Raw genomic sequence first — 16197 nt, forward strand, 5'->3', positions numbered from 1 at the left:
CACGAATGGCAAAACTGTGATCAGCCGGAGCAGCCAGGAAGCCCCGCCGACAGCGGCCCGCCGACAGCGCCCATCGACAGCGCCCCGCCGACAGCGGCCGACGAAAGCCGGCCGCCGGAAGCGCGGCTAGCGTGGCCCGCTGTAGAGGCCCTCGATGATGTCGGCGTATTTCGCGTGGATGATCCGCCGCTTCAGCTTGAGACTTGGGGTGAGCTCCTCGGTCTCGGCCGTCCACTCGCTCCCCAGCAGCGCCCACTTCTTCACCTGCTGCACCCTGGCCAGCTTGGCGTTCGCGGCCTCGACCGCCGTCTCCACCTCCTTGACCACCTCCGGATGCTCGGCCAGCTCCGCCAGCGAGGCGAACGCGATGCCGCGCGCCTGCGCCCACCCCGGAGCGACCTCCCCGTCGAGCGTCAGCAGGGCCACCGGGTGCGGGCGGTTGTCGCCGTAGGCGAGGGCCTGGCCGATGAGCATGTGCTCCTTGAGGTGGTTCTCGATCTCGGCCGGGGAGATGTTCTCGCCGCCCGCCGTGATGATCAGCTCCTTCTTCCGGTCGACCACCCGGTAGAAGCCGTCCTCGTCGACCGTGCCGATGTCGCCGGTGTGCAGCCAGCCGCCGTCGTCGATGAGCTCGGCCGTGGCCTCGGGCCGGTTGACGTAGCCGCGGGTGTTGAGCGGGCTGCGGGTGAGGATCTCGCCGTCCTCGGCGATGCGGATCTCGACGCCGGGCTCGGCCCTGCCGACGGTGCCCAGGCGGTAGCAGGAGGGGCTGTTGCCGGTGAACGCCCCGGTCGTCTCCGTCATGCCGTACACGTCGATGACCTTGAGCCCGAGCCCGGCGTAGAAGTGCTGCACCTCGGCGGGCAGCGGCGCGGCGCCCGTGGCGGTCCACTCGGCGCGGTCGAAGCCGATCATGCCGCGGATGACCGACAGCAGGGACGCGTCCGCCTGCTCGTAGGCCGCCCGGATCTCGGGGGTGATCGTGCGCCCGTACTGGCCGGCCTCCACGTACTCGGCGCCCGCCCGCATCGCCTGGCGTACGGCGGCCTGCTGCTCCTCCGGCTGGGTGGCGAGCACGGCGAGCAGGCGGGCCATCATCTTCTCCCACACGCGCGGCACCCCGAAGAACATCATCGGCCTGACCTGCCCGAGCGTCTTGCCCAGGTTGGCCAGGTCGGTGCAGAAGTGCACGTGGGAGACCTTGACCAGGGGCAGGTAGAGGCTGAGGATGCGCTCGGCGATGTGCGCGTACGTGAGGTAGGAGATCTGCGTGCCCCGCAGGGGCAGGTTCGTGATGCGGTCGGTGGCGGCGACCTCGTAGAAGACGTTCGTGTGGGTGAGGGGGACGCCCTTGGGCATGCCGGTGGTGCCCGAGGTGTAGAGGACGGTGACCCTGTCGTCGGGGGTGACCGCGCTCATGCGGGCCTCGATCTGGGCCGGGTCCGCGGCCAGGCGCGTACGGCCCAGCTCCAGGAAGTCCTCCCACGACATGAACCGCTCGTCCGCGGGCGCCCCTTCGAGCATGATGATCTTGCGGAGCCCGTCCAGGCGGGACAGGACGGGCTGCCAGCGGGCCAGCTCGGCCGGGCCGCCCAGCACCGCGTACCGGGCGGCCACGTCGCCGGCCACGAACGCGATCTGGTCGGGCGCGAACGTCGAGTACACCGTGCAGCCGACTCCGCCGGCGTGCACGGCGCCCAGGTCGGCGAGCACGTGCTCGCTGCGGTTGACCATCATCACCGCCACCGACTCCCCGGGTTCCAGCCCGAGCGCGGCGAACCCGGCGGCGATCTCCAGGACCCGCTGCCGCGCCTGCGCGTACGTCAGCGTGGTCCAGCCGTCCCCGTCGGGGTCGGAGTAGGCGGGGGCGTCGGGATGCTGCTCGGCGGCGAGCCTGAGCTGTTCGCAGACGGTACGGCCGGCGATCTGCCGCTCGATCTCGGCCCGGACTTCGAGGACTTCGGCCATGGCGCGCGCCTCCGGTCAGTGTTCACTTGCGCGAGTGGCCTGCATCGCACCACACCCCGGGGGTAGCGGCAAGAGCTCGGGGGGAGAGATCCGCATCCTTCACGTAGAGTAATCGGTTGGGTGCGCAGAGGGGGCGGCACATGAGCGGCAGGACGTTCTTCGGGCATCCCTGGGGGCTGGCCACGCTGTTCGGCACCGAGATGTGGGAGCGGTTCAGCTGGTACGGGCTGCGGGCGATCCTCGCCACGTTCCTGGCCGCGTCGCCGGCGCAGCACGGCCTGGGCCTGTCGCAGGAGACGGCGCAGGCGGTCGTGGGCGTCTACGGCGCGCTCATCTACCTGGTGGCGCTACCCGGGGGGTGGATCGCGGACCGGATCCTGGGGGCGCGCAGGTCGGTGTTCTGGGGCGGGTTCGTCATCATGCTGGGGCACATCAGCATGGCCGTGCCGGTGTCGTCGCCGTTCTTCGTGTGGCTGGGCCTGCTGCTGATCATCGTCGGCACCGGCCTGCTCAAGCCGAACATGTCCGTCATGGTCGGCCGGCTCTACCCTGAGGGGGACGACGCGCGCAGGGACGCCGGGTTCTCCCTGTTCTACATGAGCATCAACCTGGGCGCGTTCTTCGCTCCCATCGTGGTCGGCTGGCTGGCCGACGGCGACCGGTGGCACCTGGGGTTCGGCGCGGCGGCCGTCGGGATGGCGTTCGGCCTGGCCCAGTACCTCCGGGGCGGCCGTCACCTGCGGGGCATCGGCGAGCGGCCGGTCCACGTGCAACATCGCCTGTTCTGGTGGGTGACCGGGAGCACGGCGGCGGCGACGGCGATCGCGCTGGGCGCGTGGGCGGCGACCGGCACGCTCACGGTCGACCGGCTCACCGTGGCGGTCACCGTGGTCATCCTCGTCGTGCCGGTGGCGTATTTCGCCTACATCCTGCTCGGCAGCCACGACCTGACTGAGGACGAGCGGATCCGCATGAAGGCGTACGTCTGGCTGTTCGTGGCCGCGGCCGTCTTCTGGATGATCTACGACCTGGCGCCGAGCAAGCTGCTGTTCTTCGCCAGGGACCACACCGAGCTGTCTCTGTTCGGCCTGCCGATCCAGCCGGCCACGACGCAGTCCTTCAACCCGCTGTTCATCATGATCTTCGTGCCGGTCTTCGCGGCGTTGTGGGTGCGGCTCGGGACGCGGGTGAGCACGCCGCAGAAGTTCGCGTTCGCGCTGATCGTCATAGGGTTGAGCTTCGTGGTCATGGCCGTCGCGGCGGCGCTGGCGGGGCCGGGCAGGGTGTCGGTGTGGTGGCTGGTGCTCGTCTACCTCATCCAGGTGTTCGGGGAGCTGTCGTTGAGCCCGGTCGGGCTGTCGGTGACGACGAAGCTGGCGCCGGAGGCGTTCAAGGGGCAGATGCTCGGGGTCTGGTTCATCTCGCTGTCGGTGGGCGACGCGGTCGGCGGGCAGACGGGGCGGCTCGGCCGGGTGCTGTCGGATCCGATGTACTACCTGGTGCTGGCGGCGATGGCGATCGTGGCCGGGATCGCGCTGTTCATGTTCGCGCGGAGGTTGCGGGTGATGATGGCTGAACACCACGAACCGGTCATAAGGTAAATATTCCGACGTGTCTGAAATTCTCGACCTTGTCGGCATCTTCGTCTTCGCGTTGACGGGCGCGCTCATGGGCGTGCGCAAACGGCTCGACGTGGTCGGGATGGTGGTGCTCGCCGAGATGACCGCCCTGGGCGGCGGCGTCGTACGCGACCTGATCCTCAACGTCCGGCCCACCGCCTTCCAGAGCCTCGGCTACGTGCTGGTGCCGGTGGCCGCGACGGTGATCGTGTTCTTCTGGCATCCGCACGTGGCGCGGGTGATGCCGCTCATCCTGGTGCTGGACGCGGCGGGGCTCGGGCTGTTCTGCGCGGTGGGGACGGAGAAGGCCCTGGAGTACGGCCTCGCCCCGCTGCACGCGGCGCTGCTGGGGGTGGTGACGGGCATCGGCGGGGGCATGCTGCGCGACGTGCTGGCCGGGGAGATCCCGACCTTGCTGTACGACCGCCAGCTGTACGCGGTGCCCGCGCTGCTGGGGTCGGGGGTGATGGCGGCGCTGTCGGCGTACGGGCTGCACGGCTGGCCGGCCACGCTGGCGGCGGCGATGCTGGCGTTCGGGCTGCGGATCATGGCGATGCGCTTCAAATGGCGCGCCCCCTTGGCCCGGGGCTCCGGCGAATGAGGTGCTCGAATTGCGGGAAAGCAGACGACATCGCACGCTGGAAGCGACTAGCGTGAGGGAGGTGACACAGAGCGTGGCGAAGACGATACGCATTGATGACGTCCCGGACGAGACGTACGAGGCGCTCCGCGTTCAGGCGGAGGCGGAAGGCCTCACGGTCGCCGACTATCTGCGTCGCCAGCTGCGACTCATCACCCGCCCCACGACCGCCGAGGTCATCGAGCGAGCGCTTCAGCGGCCGCGGGAGAACGGTCCGACCAACGACGACATCCTCGCGGCGATCCACAAGGCCCGCGGCGCATGATCGTGGTCGACGCCTCGGCCTGCGTCCACGCCCTTCAGGCCGAGCGGCCCGATGCCGACCTGGTGCGCACGCTCCAGAAAGCGGGGTCGCTGCACGCTCCCACCCTGCTCGACGTCGAATTCCTGAGCGCTCTGCGCGGGCTCGTGATCAGCGGCAAGCTCCCCATCGACCGGGCTGACGAAGCGCGCATGGACTTCTCCGATCTTCCCCTCATCCGCTATCCGGTCGAGAAGCTCGCCGATCGGATCTGGGCGTTGCGCAATAACTTGACCGTGTACGACGCCGCGTACATCGCTCTGGCCGAAGCCCTCGGATGCGCGCTGGTCACCACGGACGCCAAGTTGCGCTCCGCATGCGGACATCGGGCGGAGGTCGAGGTCTACCCCCTCACACCATCGCGATGAGCGCGTCCGACGGGCGGTGGGGGCCGGTGGGGCCGTGGTCGCGGGCGGCGCGGATGCGGGTGAGCGCTTCGGTCAGGACCTGGGGCGGCTGGGTGTAGGGCAGGCGGAGGTAGCTCTCCAGCGTGCCCTCCAGGCCGAACCAGGGGCCGGGCGCGAGGCGTACGCCGTGGTGGACGGCCGCCTCCGCGAGCGGCGTGGCGCCCGGGCCGTTCAGGCGCACCCAGAGGGTGCCGCCCCCGCGCGGCACCGTGAACGTCCACTCGGGCAGGTGCTCGCGCAGCCCCGACACCAGCGCGTCGCGTGAGGCGCGCAAGGTGCGGCGGCGCTCGGCGCGCGTCTCCTCCAGCCGGTCGAACAGCCGCGCCACCACGAGCTGTTCCAGCACCGGGCTGGCGATGTCCACGGCCGACCGGAACATGGCCAGCCGCCGGGCCAGCGCGGCGGTGGTGCGGACCCAGCCGATGCGCAGCCCGCCCCACCACAGCTTGGAGGCCGAGCCGATGCTGATCACCCGGCTGTCGGTGTCGAACGCCGCCGCCGGGGACGTCCTGGGCACCTCGTCCAGCGCCAGCTCCGACCAGGTCTCGTCCACCACCAGCATCGTGTCCGTACGCCGGGCCGCGCCCACGACGGCGGCGCGGGTGGCGTCGTCCATGAGGGCGCCGGTCGGGTTCTGGAAGTCGGGCATGAGGTACGCCAGCCGCGCCCCCGACTGGCGCATGGCGCCCGTCAGCAGGTCGGCCTGCCAGCCCTCGTGCGAGATGCCGACCGGGACGATCCTGGCGCCGCGCTGCCGGGCCACGTCGATGGCGTGCGGGTACGTCGGCGACTCCACGAGCACCGGGTCCCCCGCGCCGACGAGCAGGCCGAGCACGAGCTGGATGGCGTGCTGGGAGCCGGTCGTGACGAGGATCTGCTCGGGCCGGGTGGCCAGGCCCCTGGCGGTGTAGTGGGCGGCGATGCGCTCCCTGAGCACGGGCAGGCCGATGGGGTCGTAGCCGTTGCCCATGCCGTACCTGGGCAGGTCGTCCACCGCCTCCAGCATCGCCTGCCGCAGGGCCGACGGCGCGGGCGGGGCGGCACACTGGAGCTGCACGAGGCCGTCGCCGTCGGTGCTGAGCCACGGGTTGTCGGCCGTGGTGGCGGGGTCGGGCAGGGCGGTCCAGCTGCCGGAGCCCTGGCGGCTCTCCAGGTAGCCGCGTTCGCGCAGCAGGTCGTAGGCCGAGGTCACGGTGGTGCGGCTGACCTTGAGGGTCTCGGCCAGGTGGCGTTCGGCGGGCATGCGGACGCGTACCGGGATCTGGCCGTCCATGATGAGGGCGCGCACGCCGTCGGCGAGCGCGCGGTAGTACGGCCGCGCCGCCGGGTCGATCTTGATGAGCCGCGCCACCTGGGTCGCCGACAGATACCTCATAAGGCCACTTTTCGTGATTGGCTCTGTTTTGGCAAGCCGGCTGGATGCCAATCTGTGGCCACTATGAGTGAAGCGACCGTCCCCCGGCTCAGTTCGTCCCTTCCCGCGCGCCTCGTCAGGCTGTACGGCGGGCTCGCCCTCTACGGCACCGGCATCGGCCTCCAGGTCGAGTCCGGGCTGGGCAACGACCCGTGGGACGTGTTCCACCAGGGCCTGGCCCTGCGCAGCGGCCTGTCCATCGGGACCGTCATCATCGGCATCGGCGCCCTGGTGCTGCTGCTGTGGATCCCGCTGAAGCAGAAGCCCGGACTGGGCACGGTCAGCAACGTCGTCTTCCTGGGCCTGTTCGCCGACGGCGCGATCTTCCTGCTGCCCACCCCGTCGCACCTGGTCCTGCAGGCCCTGTACGTGGTGCTCGGCGTCGTCGCCATCGCCCTGGCCACCGTGCTCTACATCGGCGCCGGGATGGGGCCGGGCCCCCGCGACGGCATCATGACCGGGCTGATGCGGCTCGGCCTGTCGGTGCGGCTGGGCCGGTTCCTCATCGAGATCACGGTCCTGGCCGCCGGCTGGCTGCTCGGCGGCACCGTGGGCGTGGGAACGCTGGTGTTCGCGCTGGCCATCGGGCCGTTGACCCAGCTGTTCACCCGCTGGTTCCCCCTGACGTGATCCCGTGACCGGGGCCGGGCATGACGCGACATGATCGGACCCGCTCACGGGATCACCCCTCATCCGAGTAGCGTCTAGGCATGCGGATCGAGGACTACGCCCTCATCGGGGACATGCAGTCGGCGGCTCTGGTGGGCCGCGACGGTTCGATCGACTGGCTGTGCCTGCCAAGGTTCGACTCGCCGTCCTGTTTCGCGTCGCTGCTCGGCAGCGAGCGCAACGGGCACTGGTGGCTCGGCCCCACGGGCCGCAGACCCGCCACCCGCCGGCGCTACCGGCCCGAGACGCTCATCCTGGAGAGCGAGTGGGACACCCCGACGGGCACCGTCCGGGTGATCGACTTCATGCCCCCGCGCGACCGCAACCCCGACGTCGTGCGCATCGTGGAGGGCGTCTCCGGGAGCGTGGAGATGTCCACGCAGCTGCGGGTGCGCTTCGACTACGGCCGGATCGTGCCGTGGGTGCGCCAGAGCGACGGCCACCTGCAGGCCATCGGCGGGCCCGACTCGGTGTGGCTGCACTCCCCCGTGCCGCTGAAGGGCGGCGACTACGCGCACCGGGCCACGTTCACGATCAAGGAGGGCGAGCGGCTGCCGTTCGTCTTCACCTGGCACCCCTCTCATGAGCCGATGCCGGCGCAGATCGAGGCCGAGACCCAGCTGCGCGAGAGCGAGGCCATGTGGGCGGAGTGGGTCGCGCGGTGCACCTACCAGGGCCCGTACCGGGATGCCGTGGTCCGGTCGCTGATCACGCTCAAGGGCCTCACCTACGCCCCCACCGGCGGCATCGTGGCGGCGCCCACCACGTCGCTCCCCGAGGACGTGGGCGGGGTGCGCAACTGGGACTACCGCTTCTGCTGGCTGCGCGACGCGACGATGACGCTCGACGCGCTGATCAGCTCCGGTTACCTGGAGGAGGCCGCCGACTGGCGCGCGTGGCTGCTGCGGGCCATCGCGGGCCGGCCCCAGGACCTGCAGATCATGTACGGCGTCGCGGGCGAGCGCCGGCTGCCCGAGCTGCGCCTCGACTGGCTCGACGGCTACGAGGACTCCCGGCCCGTCCGCATCGGGAACGAGGCGGTCAAGCAGCTCCAGCTCGACGTGTACGGCGAGGTGATGAACTGCCTGTTCGTCTCGCGCACGCGCGGCCTGTCACCCGACGACCGGGCGTGGACCATCCAGCGCGAGCTCCTCGACTACGTGGAGGACCACTGGGACGAGCCCGACGAGGGCCTGTGGGAGGTGCGCGGGCCCCGGCGGCACTTCGTGCACTCGAAGGTGATGTGCTGGGCGGCGCTGGACCGGGCGGTCAAGTACGTGGAGCGGTTCGGGCGCACCGGCCCGGTCGACAAGTGGCGCACGCTGCGCGACGTCATCCACGCCGAGATCTGCTCGAAGGGCTACGACGCGCGGCGCAACACCTTCACGCAGTCGTACGGGTCGTCGGAGCTGGACGCGGCGCTGCTGCTGATGCCCATCGTCGGCTTCCTGCCGGCCGACGACCCCCGGATGCTGGGGACGGTGGCGGCCATCGAGAAGGAGCTCCTGTCGGACGGGTTCGTGCTGCGCTACCCGATGGCCGAGGACAACGACGTGGACGGCCTGCCCGGCGGGGAGGGCGCCTTCCTCGCGTGCAGCTTCTGGCTGGTGGAGGTGATGGCGATGCAGGGCCGCAAGGAGGAGGCGAAGACGCTGTTCGAGCGGCTGCTGACCCTGCGCAACGACGTGGGGCTGCTGGCCGAGGAGTACGACCCCCGCTACAACCGGCTGGTCGGCAACTTCCCGCAGGCCTTCAGCCACGTCCCCCTGATCCACGCCGCCCGCGCCCTCTCGTAGCGGGCCTACGGGCCGGTGAGGCGGCGCTCGCCGGCCGTGGTGATCACGAACACCTGCCAGTTGTAGTAGGCGTAGTAGTTCCTCGGGTCGCGCTTCATCTGGCGGGCGTGCAGGAGGATGGCGTTCACGTACGCCCGGGAATGGTTGTACGCGTACAGCGCCCGCCGGTAGTCGCGGGGCGCGCCCGAGGCGCGCAGGTAGTTGGCGGCGCCCATGACGGCGTCGCGCGGGTCCTGCACGTCGCCGCCCATGCCGTACGCCTTCCAGGTGCCGGGCATGAACTGCATGGGACCCTGGGCGCCGACGTGGCTGTCCGACTTCACCCGGCCGAACTTGGTCTCCGCGAACATCACCGCCGCCAGCACCTCCCACTCCACCCCGAACCTGCGTTCGGCCTTCTTGAAGTGGCCGAGCAGCTCGGCGGCGGGCGGGGCGGGCTGGACCTTGAACGTGGCCGAGGGCTTGACCGGGTGGGCCAGGGAGAGCAGCTCGCGGATGGCGGCCGTGTTGTCCTTGGCCTGGGCGGCCAGCCCGGACGGCAGGCGGGCGAAGGCCCGGGCGGCGACCTCGGGGTGGCGGGCGGTGTAGCGGTAGACGCGCTGCTGGTGAAGGGCCAGGAGCTCGACGTCCCTGGGCGGCTTGCCGGTCTTCGGCCAGGCGTCGATCGCGGCGTTGAGCGCGGCGCTGGTCCCCTTGAGCGCGGCGGCCAGCCGGGCGGGGTCGCCGGGGATCTTCTGGTCGGGCGCGGGCAGCGTCTCGCCCGCCTGCGGGGTGGACTGCTGCGGGGTGGACTTCTGCGGGGTGGGCACGGACGGGCTCGGCGCGGGTTGCCGGCCGGCCGCCGAGGCCGCCGGGGCCGGGTCGCCGCAGGCGGCCGTGCCGAGGAGGGCGGCGAGCGCCATCGCGGCCAGGGCGCGGGCGGGGCGGGGCGGCGGTGATGATCGTGGCGTTCCTCCATGGTCGGCCAACCTACCGGCTGCGGCCCGCCGCCGGCGCCAGGCGGGCCCGGACACGCGCCGTGCGGGCTCGCCCGCGCGCCCCCGCCGCGCCGCTGATCGGGGCCGCTCCCCCGCAGGTGGCGGCTACCCGCGCCGCTGGTCGGGGCCGCTCGCGCGCAGGGCCCGGGGTGAGGCGCCCAGCTCGCGTCGGCAGACCTTGTTGAACGCCTGCAGGTCCGGGATGCCCACCGCCGCCGCGATCGCGGGGATCGCCAGCGTCGACTCGCGCAGCAGGTGCAGCGCGCGCGACAGCCTCCTGCGGCGGATGTACGCGACCACCGTGTGCCCCGTCTGGGCGCGGAACAGCCGGGTGAGGTGGTTGTGCGACACCCCGGCGGCGCGGGCGATGCCGGGCACGGTCAGCGGCGCGGCCAGGTCCGCGTCGATGTACTCCATCGCGGCCGCCACGACGGCGTGCGCGCTGCCGGCGACGGGCAGGTTCGCGATCCGCCAGAGCACCGTCCAGACCTCGGCCGACGCCCTGGCCCTGGTGTCGGGGACCGCCGCGATGGCCTGCCGCAGGGAGGCGGCGATGAGCGGCGCCTGGTCCCCCGCGTCCCGCATGACGGGCACGACCCGCCGTTCGTCGCCGCCGGGCAGCCTGAAGTGCGCGTACAGGTGCTCCGACCTGCCCCGGTAGTGGTAGTGGACCTCGGCGCCCGGCGGGATCAGGCTGAGGTGGCCGGGTTTGATCGCGTGTACCACCCCGTCGACCACCAGCTCGGCGGCGTACCCGTACAGGTGGAGCTGCCACAGGTCGGGCAGCCGGAACACGTCGTGGTCCCTGACCACGCCGTGCACGCCCACCCCCGCGCCGGCCACCGCCGGCGGGTCGGAGAGCGCGATCGTCACCTGCCGCACGGGAGCTGTTCTATCGCAGCGGGGGAAAATGGACCAGTAGTTGATGATTACATCCCACGACAGGGCTGGTGTCCGGTTCTAGTTTCGAGGCATGCGAACCACTTTGCTGACCTCCGCGCAGGTCGCCGGATTCGTGGCCGCCGGCTATCTGCGGCTCGACGGGGTCGTCCCGGACGAGCTCAACGACCAGGCGATCGACGTGCTGGAGGCGGGCATCCCGCGCTCGCCGTACGGCACTCCGGTCGCCAAGGCCTACCCCGAGGGATCGTTCGCCCGCCGGCTGATCGAGCTGCCCGCCGTCGCGGGCGCGCTGCACTCGCTCGTCGGTCCCGACCCGACCGTCGACCACCATGCCGTGCACGTACGCGAGCCGCACAACGGCCACGCCCAGCCGTTGCACGCCGACGCCATCATCGACACCCGCATGGACGCCTTCGACGTGCAGCTCATGTACTACCCGCGCGAGGTGACGGCCGACATGGGCGGCACCCTCGTGGTGCCGGGCAGCCACCTGCGCCGGATCAACGAGAGCGACACCGGCCGCTACCAGAACCTGCGCGGCCAGACCCGGCTCACCTGCCCCGCCGGGACCGTGATGCTGCTCCACCACGGCATCTGGCACGGCGGGCGGCGCAACGACAGCGACGTCCGCAGGTACATGTTCAAGATCCGTTTCAACCCGACCGTGCCGCAGGTGCGGCTCTGGGACACCTCCGACCTGGACGATCCCGCCGTCGCGGCCGAGCTGGGCCGGCGCTTCCCCTGGTACGAGCAGGCGACCGGGCGGTTGGAGGTCCACAACCGGGTGCGGATGTGGCGGGCCCTGATCAACGATCCGTCGTTCGACATCGAATACTGGACGACTCGCGTGAACAACCGCCCCGGGAGGGTCGCATGAAGCAGCAGGTGCTCGTTCTCTACCTGGCCACCTCCGCGCTCGACGCCCCGGTGGTGGGCTGGTCGCGCTACGACGGCACCGGGCGCACCGAACCGACGGCCGGTGACGGGGACGAGCCGCCGTACGAGACGGGGGTGGAGGCGTTGCGCGACGGGTGGCGGCTGTTCCAGGCGTCTCAGCTCATCCCGCCGTATCCCGGGCACGAATATGACACGTCGTTCATGAAGCACGAATTCTTCTTCGAGAAGATTTCGTAAACCCGGACGTACGGCCTTATCGTGTGATCGCTCGATCTGGCCGGAGGAAGGAGCGGGATGCCTGACCTGCGCCCGCTCCGGCCGGGCGATCCCGAGCGGATCGGCTCGTACCGGCTCGTCGGCGTGCTCGGCTCCGGTGGACAGGGCGTGGTCTACCGGGGCGTTGGCGACGACGGGCGCGAGGTCGCCGTCAAGGTGCTGCGCCTCGCCCACGACGAGGACGTCACCAAGAGCTTCCTGCGGGAGGTGGAGGCGGCGCGGCGGGTGGCCGCCTTCTGCACGGCCGCGGTGCTGGATGCCGGGATGGCGGACGAGCGGCCGTACATCGTGAGCGAGTACGTGGCAGGGGACACGCTCCAGGACCTGGTCCGGGCGTCGGGGCCGCGGTCGGGCGGGGCGCTGGACCGGCTGGCCATCTCCACGCTGACCGCGCTGGCGGCCATCCACCAGGCGGGGATCGTGCACCGGGACTTCAAGCCGGGCAACGTGCTGATGGGGCCGGACGGGCCGATCGTCATCGACTTCGGGATCGCCAAGGCCCTCGACGCGACGACCCGGACGTCGGTGCCGGTGGGGACGCCCGCGTACATGTCGCCGGAGCAGTTCCGGGGCGAGCGGGTGGGGTCGGCGTCGGACGTGTTCAGCTGGGCGGGGACGATGGTGTTCGCGGCCACCGGGCGCACGCCTTTCGCGGGAGACACGCTGGCGGCGGTGGTGAACAGCGTCCTGAGCGGCACCCCGGACCTCACGGGGGTGCCGCCGCACCTGCTGGGCGCGATCGAGGCGTGCCTGTCCAAGGACCCGTCCACCCGCCCTGACCCGACGACCCTGCTCCAGCAACTCATCCGCCAGGCCGGCCCGACGTCCCGCGCCCCCGTTCCCGGAACGCCCTCCGCTACCCCGCCCCATAGTTCAGCCCAGCCCGCCGGGGCGGCTCAGGGCGTCGGCGCCTGGGCGCCGCCCGCTGGAGCGGTCCCGTCCGGTCCGGCTCCCTTTGGGACGGTGCCTCCGCCCGGCGGGGTGGCGCAGGCCGGGCCTCCGTTTCCTCCCCCGGGGGCGTGGCCTCTTTCCGGTGCTCAGCCCGTCCCCGGCTCTTCGGCCGTCCGGTCGGGGCCTCCGGCCGGGAATGCCGTTCAGACGGGCCCCGACGGCATTTCGACCGGCCCCGACGCCCGGAGCGGCATTTCGACGGGCCCTGATGCCTGGGGCGGCGTTCAGGCGAGACCCCACGCCGGGACCGGGCCGGCGGCGGGTGCGGATACGGAGACCGGGCGGGGCCGGTCGGTCAGCCGGCGGGCCGTGTTCGGCGGGGCCGCGGCGGCGGTGGCCGCCCTCGCGGTGTCCGCCTTCACCGTCCTGCGCCCGAGGAACGACCTCCTCCGCCCGGACGGCCGGCGTACGGAGCAGCCGCTCAGCGGAAGCCCCTCCCCCGGCACCACGTCCCCGGCACCTGCACCGACGCCGTCCGACGAGCCCTTCGGGACGCAGATCGCGGCGTCCGAGCCCCTGCCGGGAGGGAACGGCGCGACCACGGTGCTGGCCGCCGCAGGGAGCACCATCGGGTGCGGGACTCCCAAGGGGGTGGTGTTCGCGTGGGGCCTGGGGCAGACGGCCACCAGGATCGGGGACGGTGGGGGCTCGACGACGGGCGTGGCCATCGGCGAGGTCGGCGGCACGCCGGTGCTGGCGTCCGGGCATGCCGACGGGCAGCTGCGGCTGTGGAGCCTGACCGGCGAGAGCATCGCCTCGCACAAGGTGAGCGACCCCGTCATCGCGGTCACCGTCACGGGCGGGGGCAAGGCGGTCGCGGTGTCGCAGAAGTACGACTCCATGAAGGACCTCCGCAGCGTCGTGCGCCTGTGGGACATCTCCACCGGCAAGCAGCTCGGCCCCGCGATCAACGACCACTTCCAGGGCATCCGAGGGCTGGCGTTCGGCCGGCTGGGCGAGGACGACGTGCTCGTCACCGGCGACGGCGGGCAGCGGGTCCGGGTGTGGCGGCTGTCGAACGGGCGGATGACGCACTCGTTCCACACCGGGGAGATCGGCGGGATCGAGCGGCTGGCCTGCGGCGAGATCAAGGGCAAGCCCGTCCTCGTCTCGACCCACCTGGACGCGACCCTGCGCGTGTACGACCTGGCCACGGGCAAGCGCAGGAAGAAGTGGGAGTTCAGCGACCAGAGCCCGGACGACCGGGGCACCACGGCCCTCGTCGCGGGCCGGCTGGGGGACGTGCCCATCGCCGTCGTCGCCCACGGCCCGTGGAACGGCGACGTCATCGTCCGCGTCTGGAACCTCGACGACGGCGACACCGTCGGCGTGCTCGGGCCGGGCCTCGGCGGAGCGATCCGCGTGGTGGCGCTCGCCGAGCAGGGCGGCCGCCCGGTGGTCGCCGGCACCACCGAGGACCGCACCCTCCGGACCTGGAGCCTCGGCCCCGCCTGACCCTCCTGGCCCGCCGGCGCAGGGAGGACTGCGGCACCGACGATGCCCGCTCGGTCGCCCAGCCTCGCCTGATCGGATGCGTCTGACAATCCTGCTGACCCGACCTTTACTACGGGGGTAAGCGTGATCGGCTCGCCTCCGTGCCCGCTCATAGCGTGGACGTGTCGTATTCGAATCGCGGTCGAATACCGAGTCAGTGCGACTCCCCCGACCGCGACTGCGCGTGAGGAGGCCAACAGTGAGCCAGACCGCCCAAAGGGCCGTTCGCCCCGGTGCCGCCGATCCAGACCCCGCCCCGCGCGCGCCGGACAAGGTGGGACCGGGCGATCCTCGCTACCGCTGGCTGGTGTCGAGAGGCTACAACCAGCGATTCCGGTGCGCCCCCGAACACGTCCGCCCGGCCGTCTCCACCGAGGACGTCCTGGGAGCGGTCGACGAAGCAGTACGGACGGGCCGGCGGATCGCGGTCCGCAGCGGCGGTCACAGCTTCGAGCACCTGGTGGACGATCCGTCCGTGCAGACGCTCATCGACCTCTCGGCGATGAACGCGGTCCAGTACGACTGGCGCCGCCGCGCCTTCATGGTCGAGGCGGGTACCACGCTGGGCGAGGCGTACCGGAAGCTGTTCCTGGGCTGGGGTGTCACCATTCCCGGCGGAACCTGTCCCGATGTGGGGATAGGCGGGCATGTCTGTGGCGGCGGATACGGGGCCCTGTCCCGGCTGCACGGCCTGATCGTCGACCACCTGTACGCGGTGGAAGTGGTCGTGGTGGGTCCCTCGGGGAGGGCCACGAGCGTGGTGGCCACCCGGGAGCCGTCGGATCCCAACCGGGAGCTGTGGTGGGCTCACACGGGAGGCGGCGGCGGCAACTTCGGGATCGTCACCCGGTACTGGTTCCGGTCCCCGGACGCTCACGGCGGCGAGCCCGCCACCTTGCTGCCTCGGCCGCCTGCCACGGTGTTGCACTACTCGTTGGATTGGCCGTGGTCGCAGCTCGACCAGGACTCGTTCGTCCGGCTGGTCCGGAACTTCGGGGAGTGGGGCGAGCGGAACTCGGCGCCCGGCTCCTCCGCGGCCGCCTTGTACGGTGAGCTGGCCCTGCCCAGCCGGCCCAGCGAGACCATCACCCTGTCCGGGCAGGTGGCCACGGACACCGGCGCGCAGGCCCTGCTGGACGACCTGGTGAACGCGCTCGGGCAGGGCGTCCCCATCCAGCCCGCACGCCAGTCGTCCGCCCTTCCCTGGCTCGCCGCCACGCAGGCCTTCGGCTACGAGTCGGGCGCCTCCGACCTCCGCTCCAAGATCAAATCGGGGTATCGGCGGCGGCGCCTGACCGACCAGCAGATCGTCACCGCCTATCGGCATCTGACCCGGTCCGACTACAACTATCCGTACGCGAACCTCTTCATCAACACCTATGGAGGACGGGTCAACGCCGTCGCACCGGCTGCGACCGCCGTGCCCCATCGCGACTCGGTCTTCCTGGTCGGCTACCTCGTCGGCTGGCAGGGGGCGGCCGAGGACACCCGGCACCTGAGCTGGATCAGGGACCTGTACCGAGACATCTACGCCGACAGCGGCGGGGTTCCGGCCGGTGACGCCGATGACGGCAGCTTCATCAACTACGCGGACACGGACCTGGCCGATCCCCGGTGGAACGCCTCAGGCACTCCGTGGCACGCGCTGTACTACAAGGACACCTACGCGCGGCTCCAGCAGGTCAAGCGCCGCTGGGACCCGCACGACGTCTTCCGTCACGCCTTGTCCGTCCGCCCCCACTGACCTGCCGCACGGCCGGGGCTCCGGGCGGCGTGCCCTCGTTACGACGCCGGGCCGGACGCAGGCGGACCGGGCGGAGGCGAGCCGACGGGTGATGAGGGGAGTGCCCGGCCCGGGCTGGAGCCGGGCCGGGCACTCCCCCTG

General features: G+C 71.6%; 14 protein-coding genes. 10 read left to right on the forward strand and 4 right to left on the reverse strand.

The annotated features are described in order from the left end of the window. Positions 1–126: 126 nt before the first annotated feature. The gene (locus tag HD596_RS52245; protein ID WP_185076893.1) at positions 127–1968 is read right to left on the reverse strand and encodes an AMP-dependent synthetase/ligase; all 1842 of its coding nucleotides are present in this window, start codon (positions 1966–1968) and stop codon (positions 127–129) included. A 140-nt stretch (positions 1969–2108) separates the two neighbouring features. Here HD596_RS52245 and HD596_RS52250 point away from each other — a divergent pair, with 140 nt between their 5' ends. The 4 genes from HD596_RS52250 (at position 2109) to HD596_RS52265 (ending at position 4896) form a co-directional block, all read left to right on the forward strand. Then, positions 2109–3569, forward strand: coding sequence for a peptide MFS transporter (locus tag HD596_RS52250; protein WP_185076894.1), 1461 nt, complete (start codon positions 2109–2111; stop codon positions 3567–3569). 10 nt (positions 3570–3579) lie between these two features. Further along, positions 3580–4188, forward strand: coding sequence for a trimeric intracellular cation channel family protein (locus HD596_RS52255; protein WP_185076895.1), 609 nt, complete (start codon positions 3580–3582; stop codon positions 4186–4188). Positions 4189–4249: 61 nt separating this feature from the next. Then, on the forward strand, positions 4250–4492 hold the full coding sequence (locus tag HD596_RS52260) for an antitoxin (protein WP_185076896.1): 243 nt from the start codon (positions 4250–4252) through the stop codon (positions 4490–4492). Continuing rightward, complete coding sequence (locus HD596_RS52265; RefSeq protein ID WP_185076897.1) at positions 4489–4896, forward strand: type II toxin-antitoxin system VapC family toxin; 408 nt, start codon at positions 4489–4491, stop codon at positions 4894–4896. The genes HD596_RS52260 and HD596_RS52265 overlap by 4 nt, the downstream gene beginning before the upstream one ends. Here HD596_RS52265 and yczR read toward each other — a convergent pair. Further along, positions 4880–6310 (reverse strand): MocR-like transcription factor YczR, encoded by a 1431-nt coding sequence (gene yczR, locus HD596_RS52270; protein WP_185076898.1) that lies wholly within the window; start codon positions 6308–6310, stop codon positions 4880–4882. The two genes, HD596_RS52265 and yczR, sit on opposite strands and share 17 nt — an antisense overlap. A 63-nt stretch (positions 6311–6373) precedes the next feature. Here yczR and yczE point away from each other — a divergent pair, with 63 nt between their 5' ends. Together yczE and HD596_RS52280 are read left to right on the forward strand one after the other, a co-directional pair. After that, positions 6374–6979, forward strand: coding sequence for a membrane protein YczE (yczE, locus tag HD596_RS52275; RefSeq protein WP_185076899.1), 606 nt, complete (start codon positions 6374–6376; stop codon positions 6977–6979). An 80-nt stretch (positions 6980–7059) separates the two neighbouring features. Then, on the forward strand, positions 7060–8814 hold the full coding sequence (locus HD596_RS52280) for a glycoside hydrolase family 15 protein (protein WP_185076900.1): 1755 nt from the start codon (positions 7060–7062) through the stop codon (positions 8812–8814). A 5-nt stretch (positions 8815–8819) separates the two neighbouring features. Here HD596_RS52280 and HD596_RS52285 read toward each other — a convergent pair whose 3' ends face one another. Beyond that, complete coding sequence (locus tag HD596_RS52285; protein WP_185076901.1) at positions 8820–9716, reverse strand: transglycosylase SLT domain-containing protein; 897 nt, start codon at positions 9714–9716, stop codon at positions 8820–8822. Between the two features lie 180 nt (positions 9717–9896). Then, a complete protein-coding gene (locus tag HD596_RS65375; protein ID WP_185076902.1) occupies positions 9897–10673 on the reverse strand; it encodes a helix-turn-helix transcriptional regulator in 777 nt (258 codons plus the stop codon). Positions 10674–10764: 91 nt separating this feature from the next. Between HD596_RS65375 and HD596_RS52295 the strand changes: the two genes are divergently transcribed. The 4 genes from HD596_RS52295 (at position 10765) to HD596_RS52310 (ending at position 16056) form a co-directional block, all read left to right on the forward strand. Beyond that, a complete protein-coding gene (locus tag HD596_RS52295; protein ID WP_185076903.1) occupies positions 10765–11571 on the forward strand; it encodes a phytanoyl-CoA dioxygenase family protein in 807 nt (268 codons plus the stop codon). Then, the gene (locus tag HD596_RS52300) at positions 11568–11828 is read left to right on the forward strand and encodes a hypothetical protein (RefSeq protein WP_185076904.1); all 261 of its coding nucleotides are present in this window, start codon (positions 11568–11570) and stop codon (positions 11826–11828) included. The genes HD596_RS52295 and HD596_RS52300 overlap by 4 nt, the downstream gene beginning before the upstream one ends. Before the next feature lie 57 nt (positions 11829–11885). Next, on the forward strand, positions 11886–14273 hold the full coding sequence (locus tag HD596_RS52305; RefSeq protein WP_185076905.1) for a serine/threonine-protein kinase: 2388 nt from the start codon (positions 11886–11888) through the stop codon (positions 14271–14273). Positions 14274–14619: 346 nt separating this feature from the next. Further along, complete coding sequence (locus tag HD596_RS52310) at positions 14620–16056, forward strand: FAD-binding oxidoreductase (RefSeq protein ID WP_221520005.1); 1437 nt, start codon at positions 14620–14622, stop codon at positions 16054–16056. Positions 16057–16197 lie beyond the last annotated feature (141 nt).

The sequence above is a fragment of the Nonomuraea jabiensis genome, assembly GCF_014204795.1.
GTDB lineage: Bacteria > Actinomycetota > Actinomycetes > Streptosporangiales > Streptosporangiaceae > Nonomuraea > Nonomuraea jabiensis.

Excerpts from the sequence above, each read along its gene's own strand:
- HD596_RS52295 (WP_185076903.1), top strand. The coding sequence starts at position 10,765 with ATGCGAACCACTTTGCTGACCTCCGCGCAGGTCGCCGGATTCGTGGCC.
- HD596_RS52280 (WP_185076900.1), top strand. The coding sequence starts at position 7,060 with ATGCGGATCGAGGACTACGCCCTCATCGGGGACATGCAGTCGGCGGCT.
- HD596_RS52300 (WP_185076904.1), top strand. The coding sequence starts at position 11,568 with ATGAAGCAGCAGGTGCTCGTTCTCTACCTGGCCACCTCCGCGCTCGAC.
- yczR (WP_185076898.1), bottom strand. The coding sequence starts at position 6,310 with ATGAGGTATCTGTCGGCGACCCAGGTGGCGCGGCTCATCAAGATCGAC.
- HD596_RS52250 (WP_185076894.1), top strand. The coding sequence starts at position 2,109 with ATGAGCGGCAGGACGTTCTTCGGGCATCCCTGGGGGCTGGCCACGCTG.
- HD596_RS52245 (WP_185076893.1), bottom strand. The coding sequence starts at position 1,968 with ATGGCCGAAGTCCTCGAAGTCCGGGCCGAGATCGAGCGGCAGATCGCC.
- yczE (WP_185076899.1), top strand. The coding sequence starts at position 6,374 with ATGAGTGAAGCGACCGTCCCCCGGCTCAGTTCGTCCCTTCCCGCGCGC.
- HD596_RS52265 (WP_185076897.1), top strand. The coding sequence starts at position 4,489 with ATGATCGTGGTCGACGCCTCGGCCTGCGTCCACGCCCTTCAGGCCGAG.
- HD596_RS52305 (WP_185076905.1), top strand. The coding sequence starts at position 11,886 with ATGCCTGACCTGCGCCCGCTCCGGCCGGGCGATCCCGAGCGGATCGGC.
- HD596_RS52285 (WP_185076901.1), bottom strand. The coding sequence starts at position 9,716 with ATGGCGCTCGCCGCCCTCCTCGGCACGGCCGCCTGCGGCGACCCGGCC.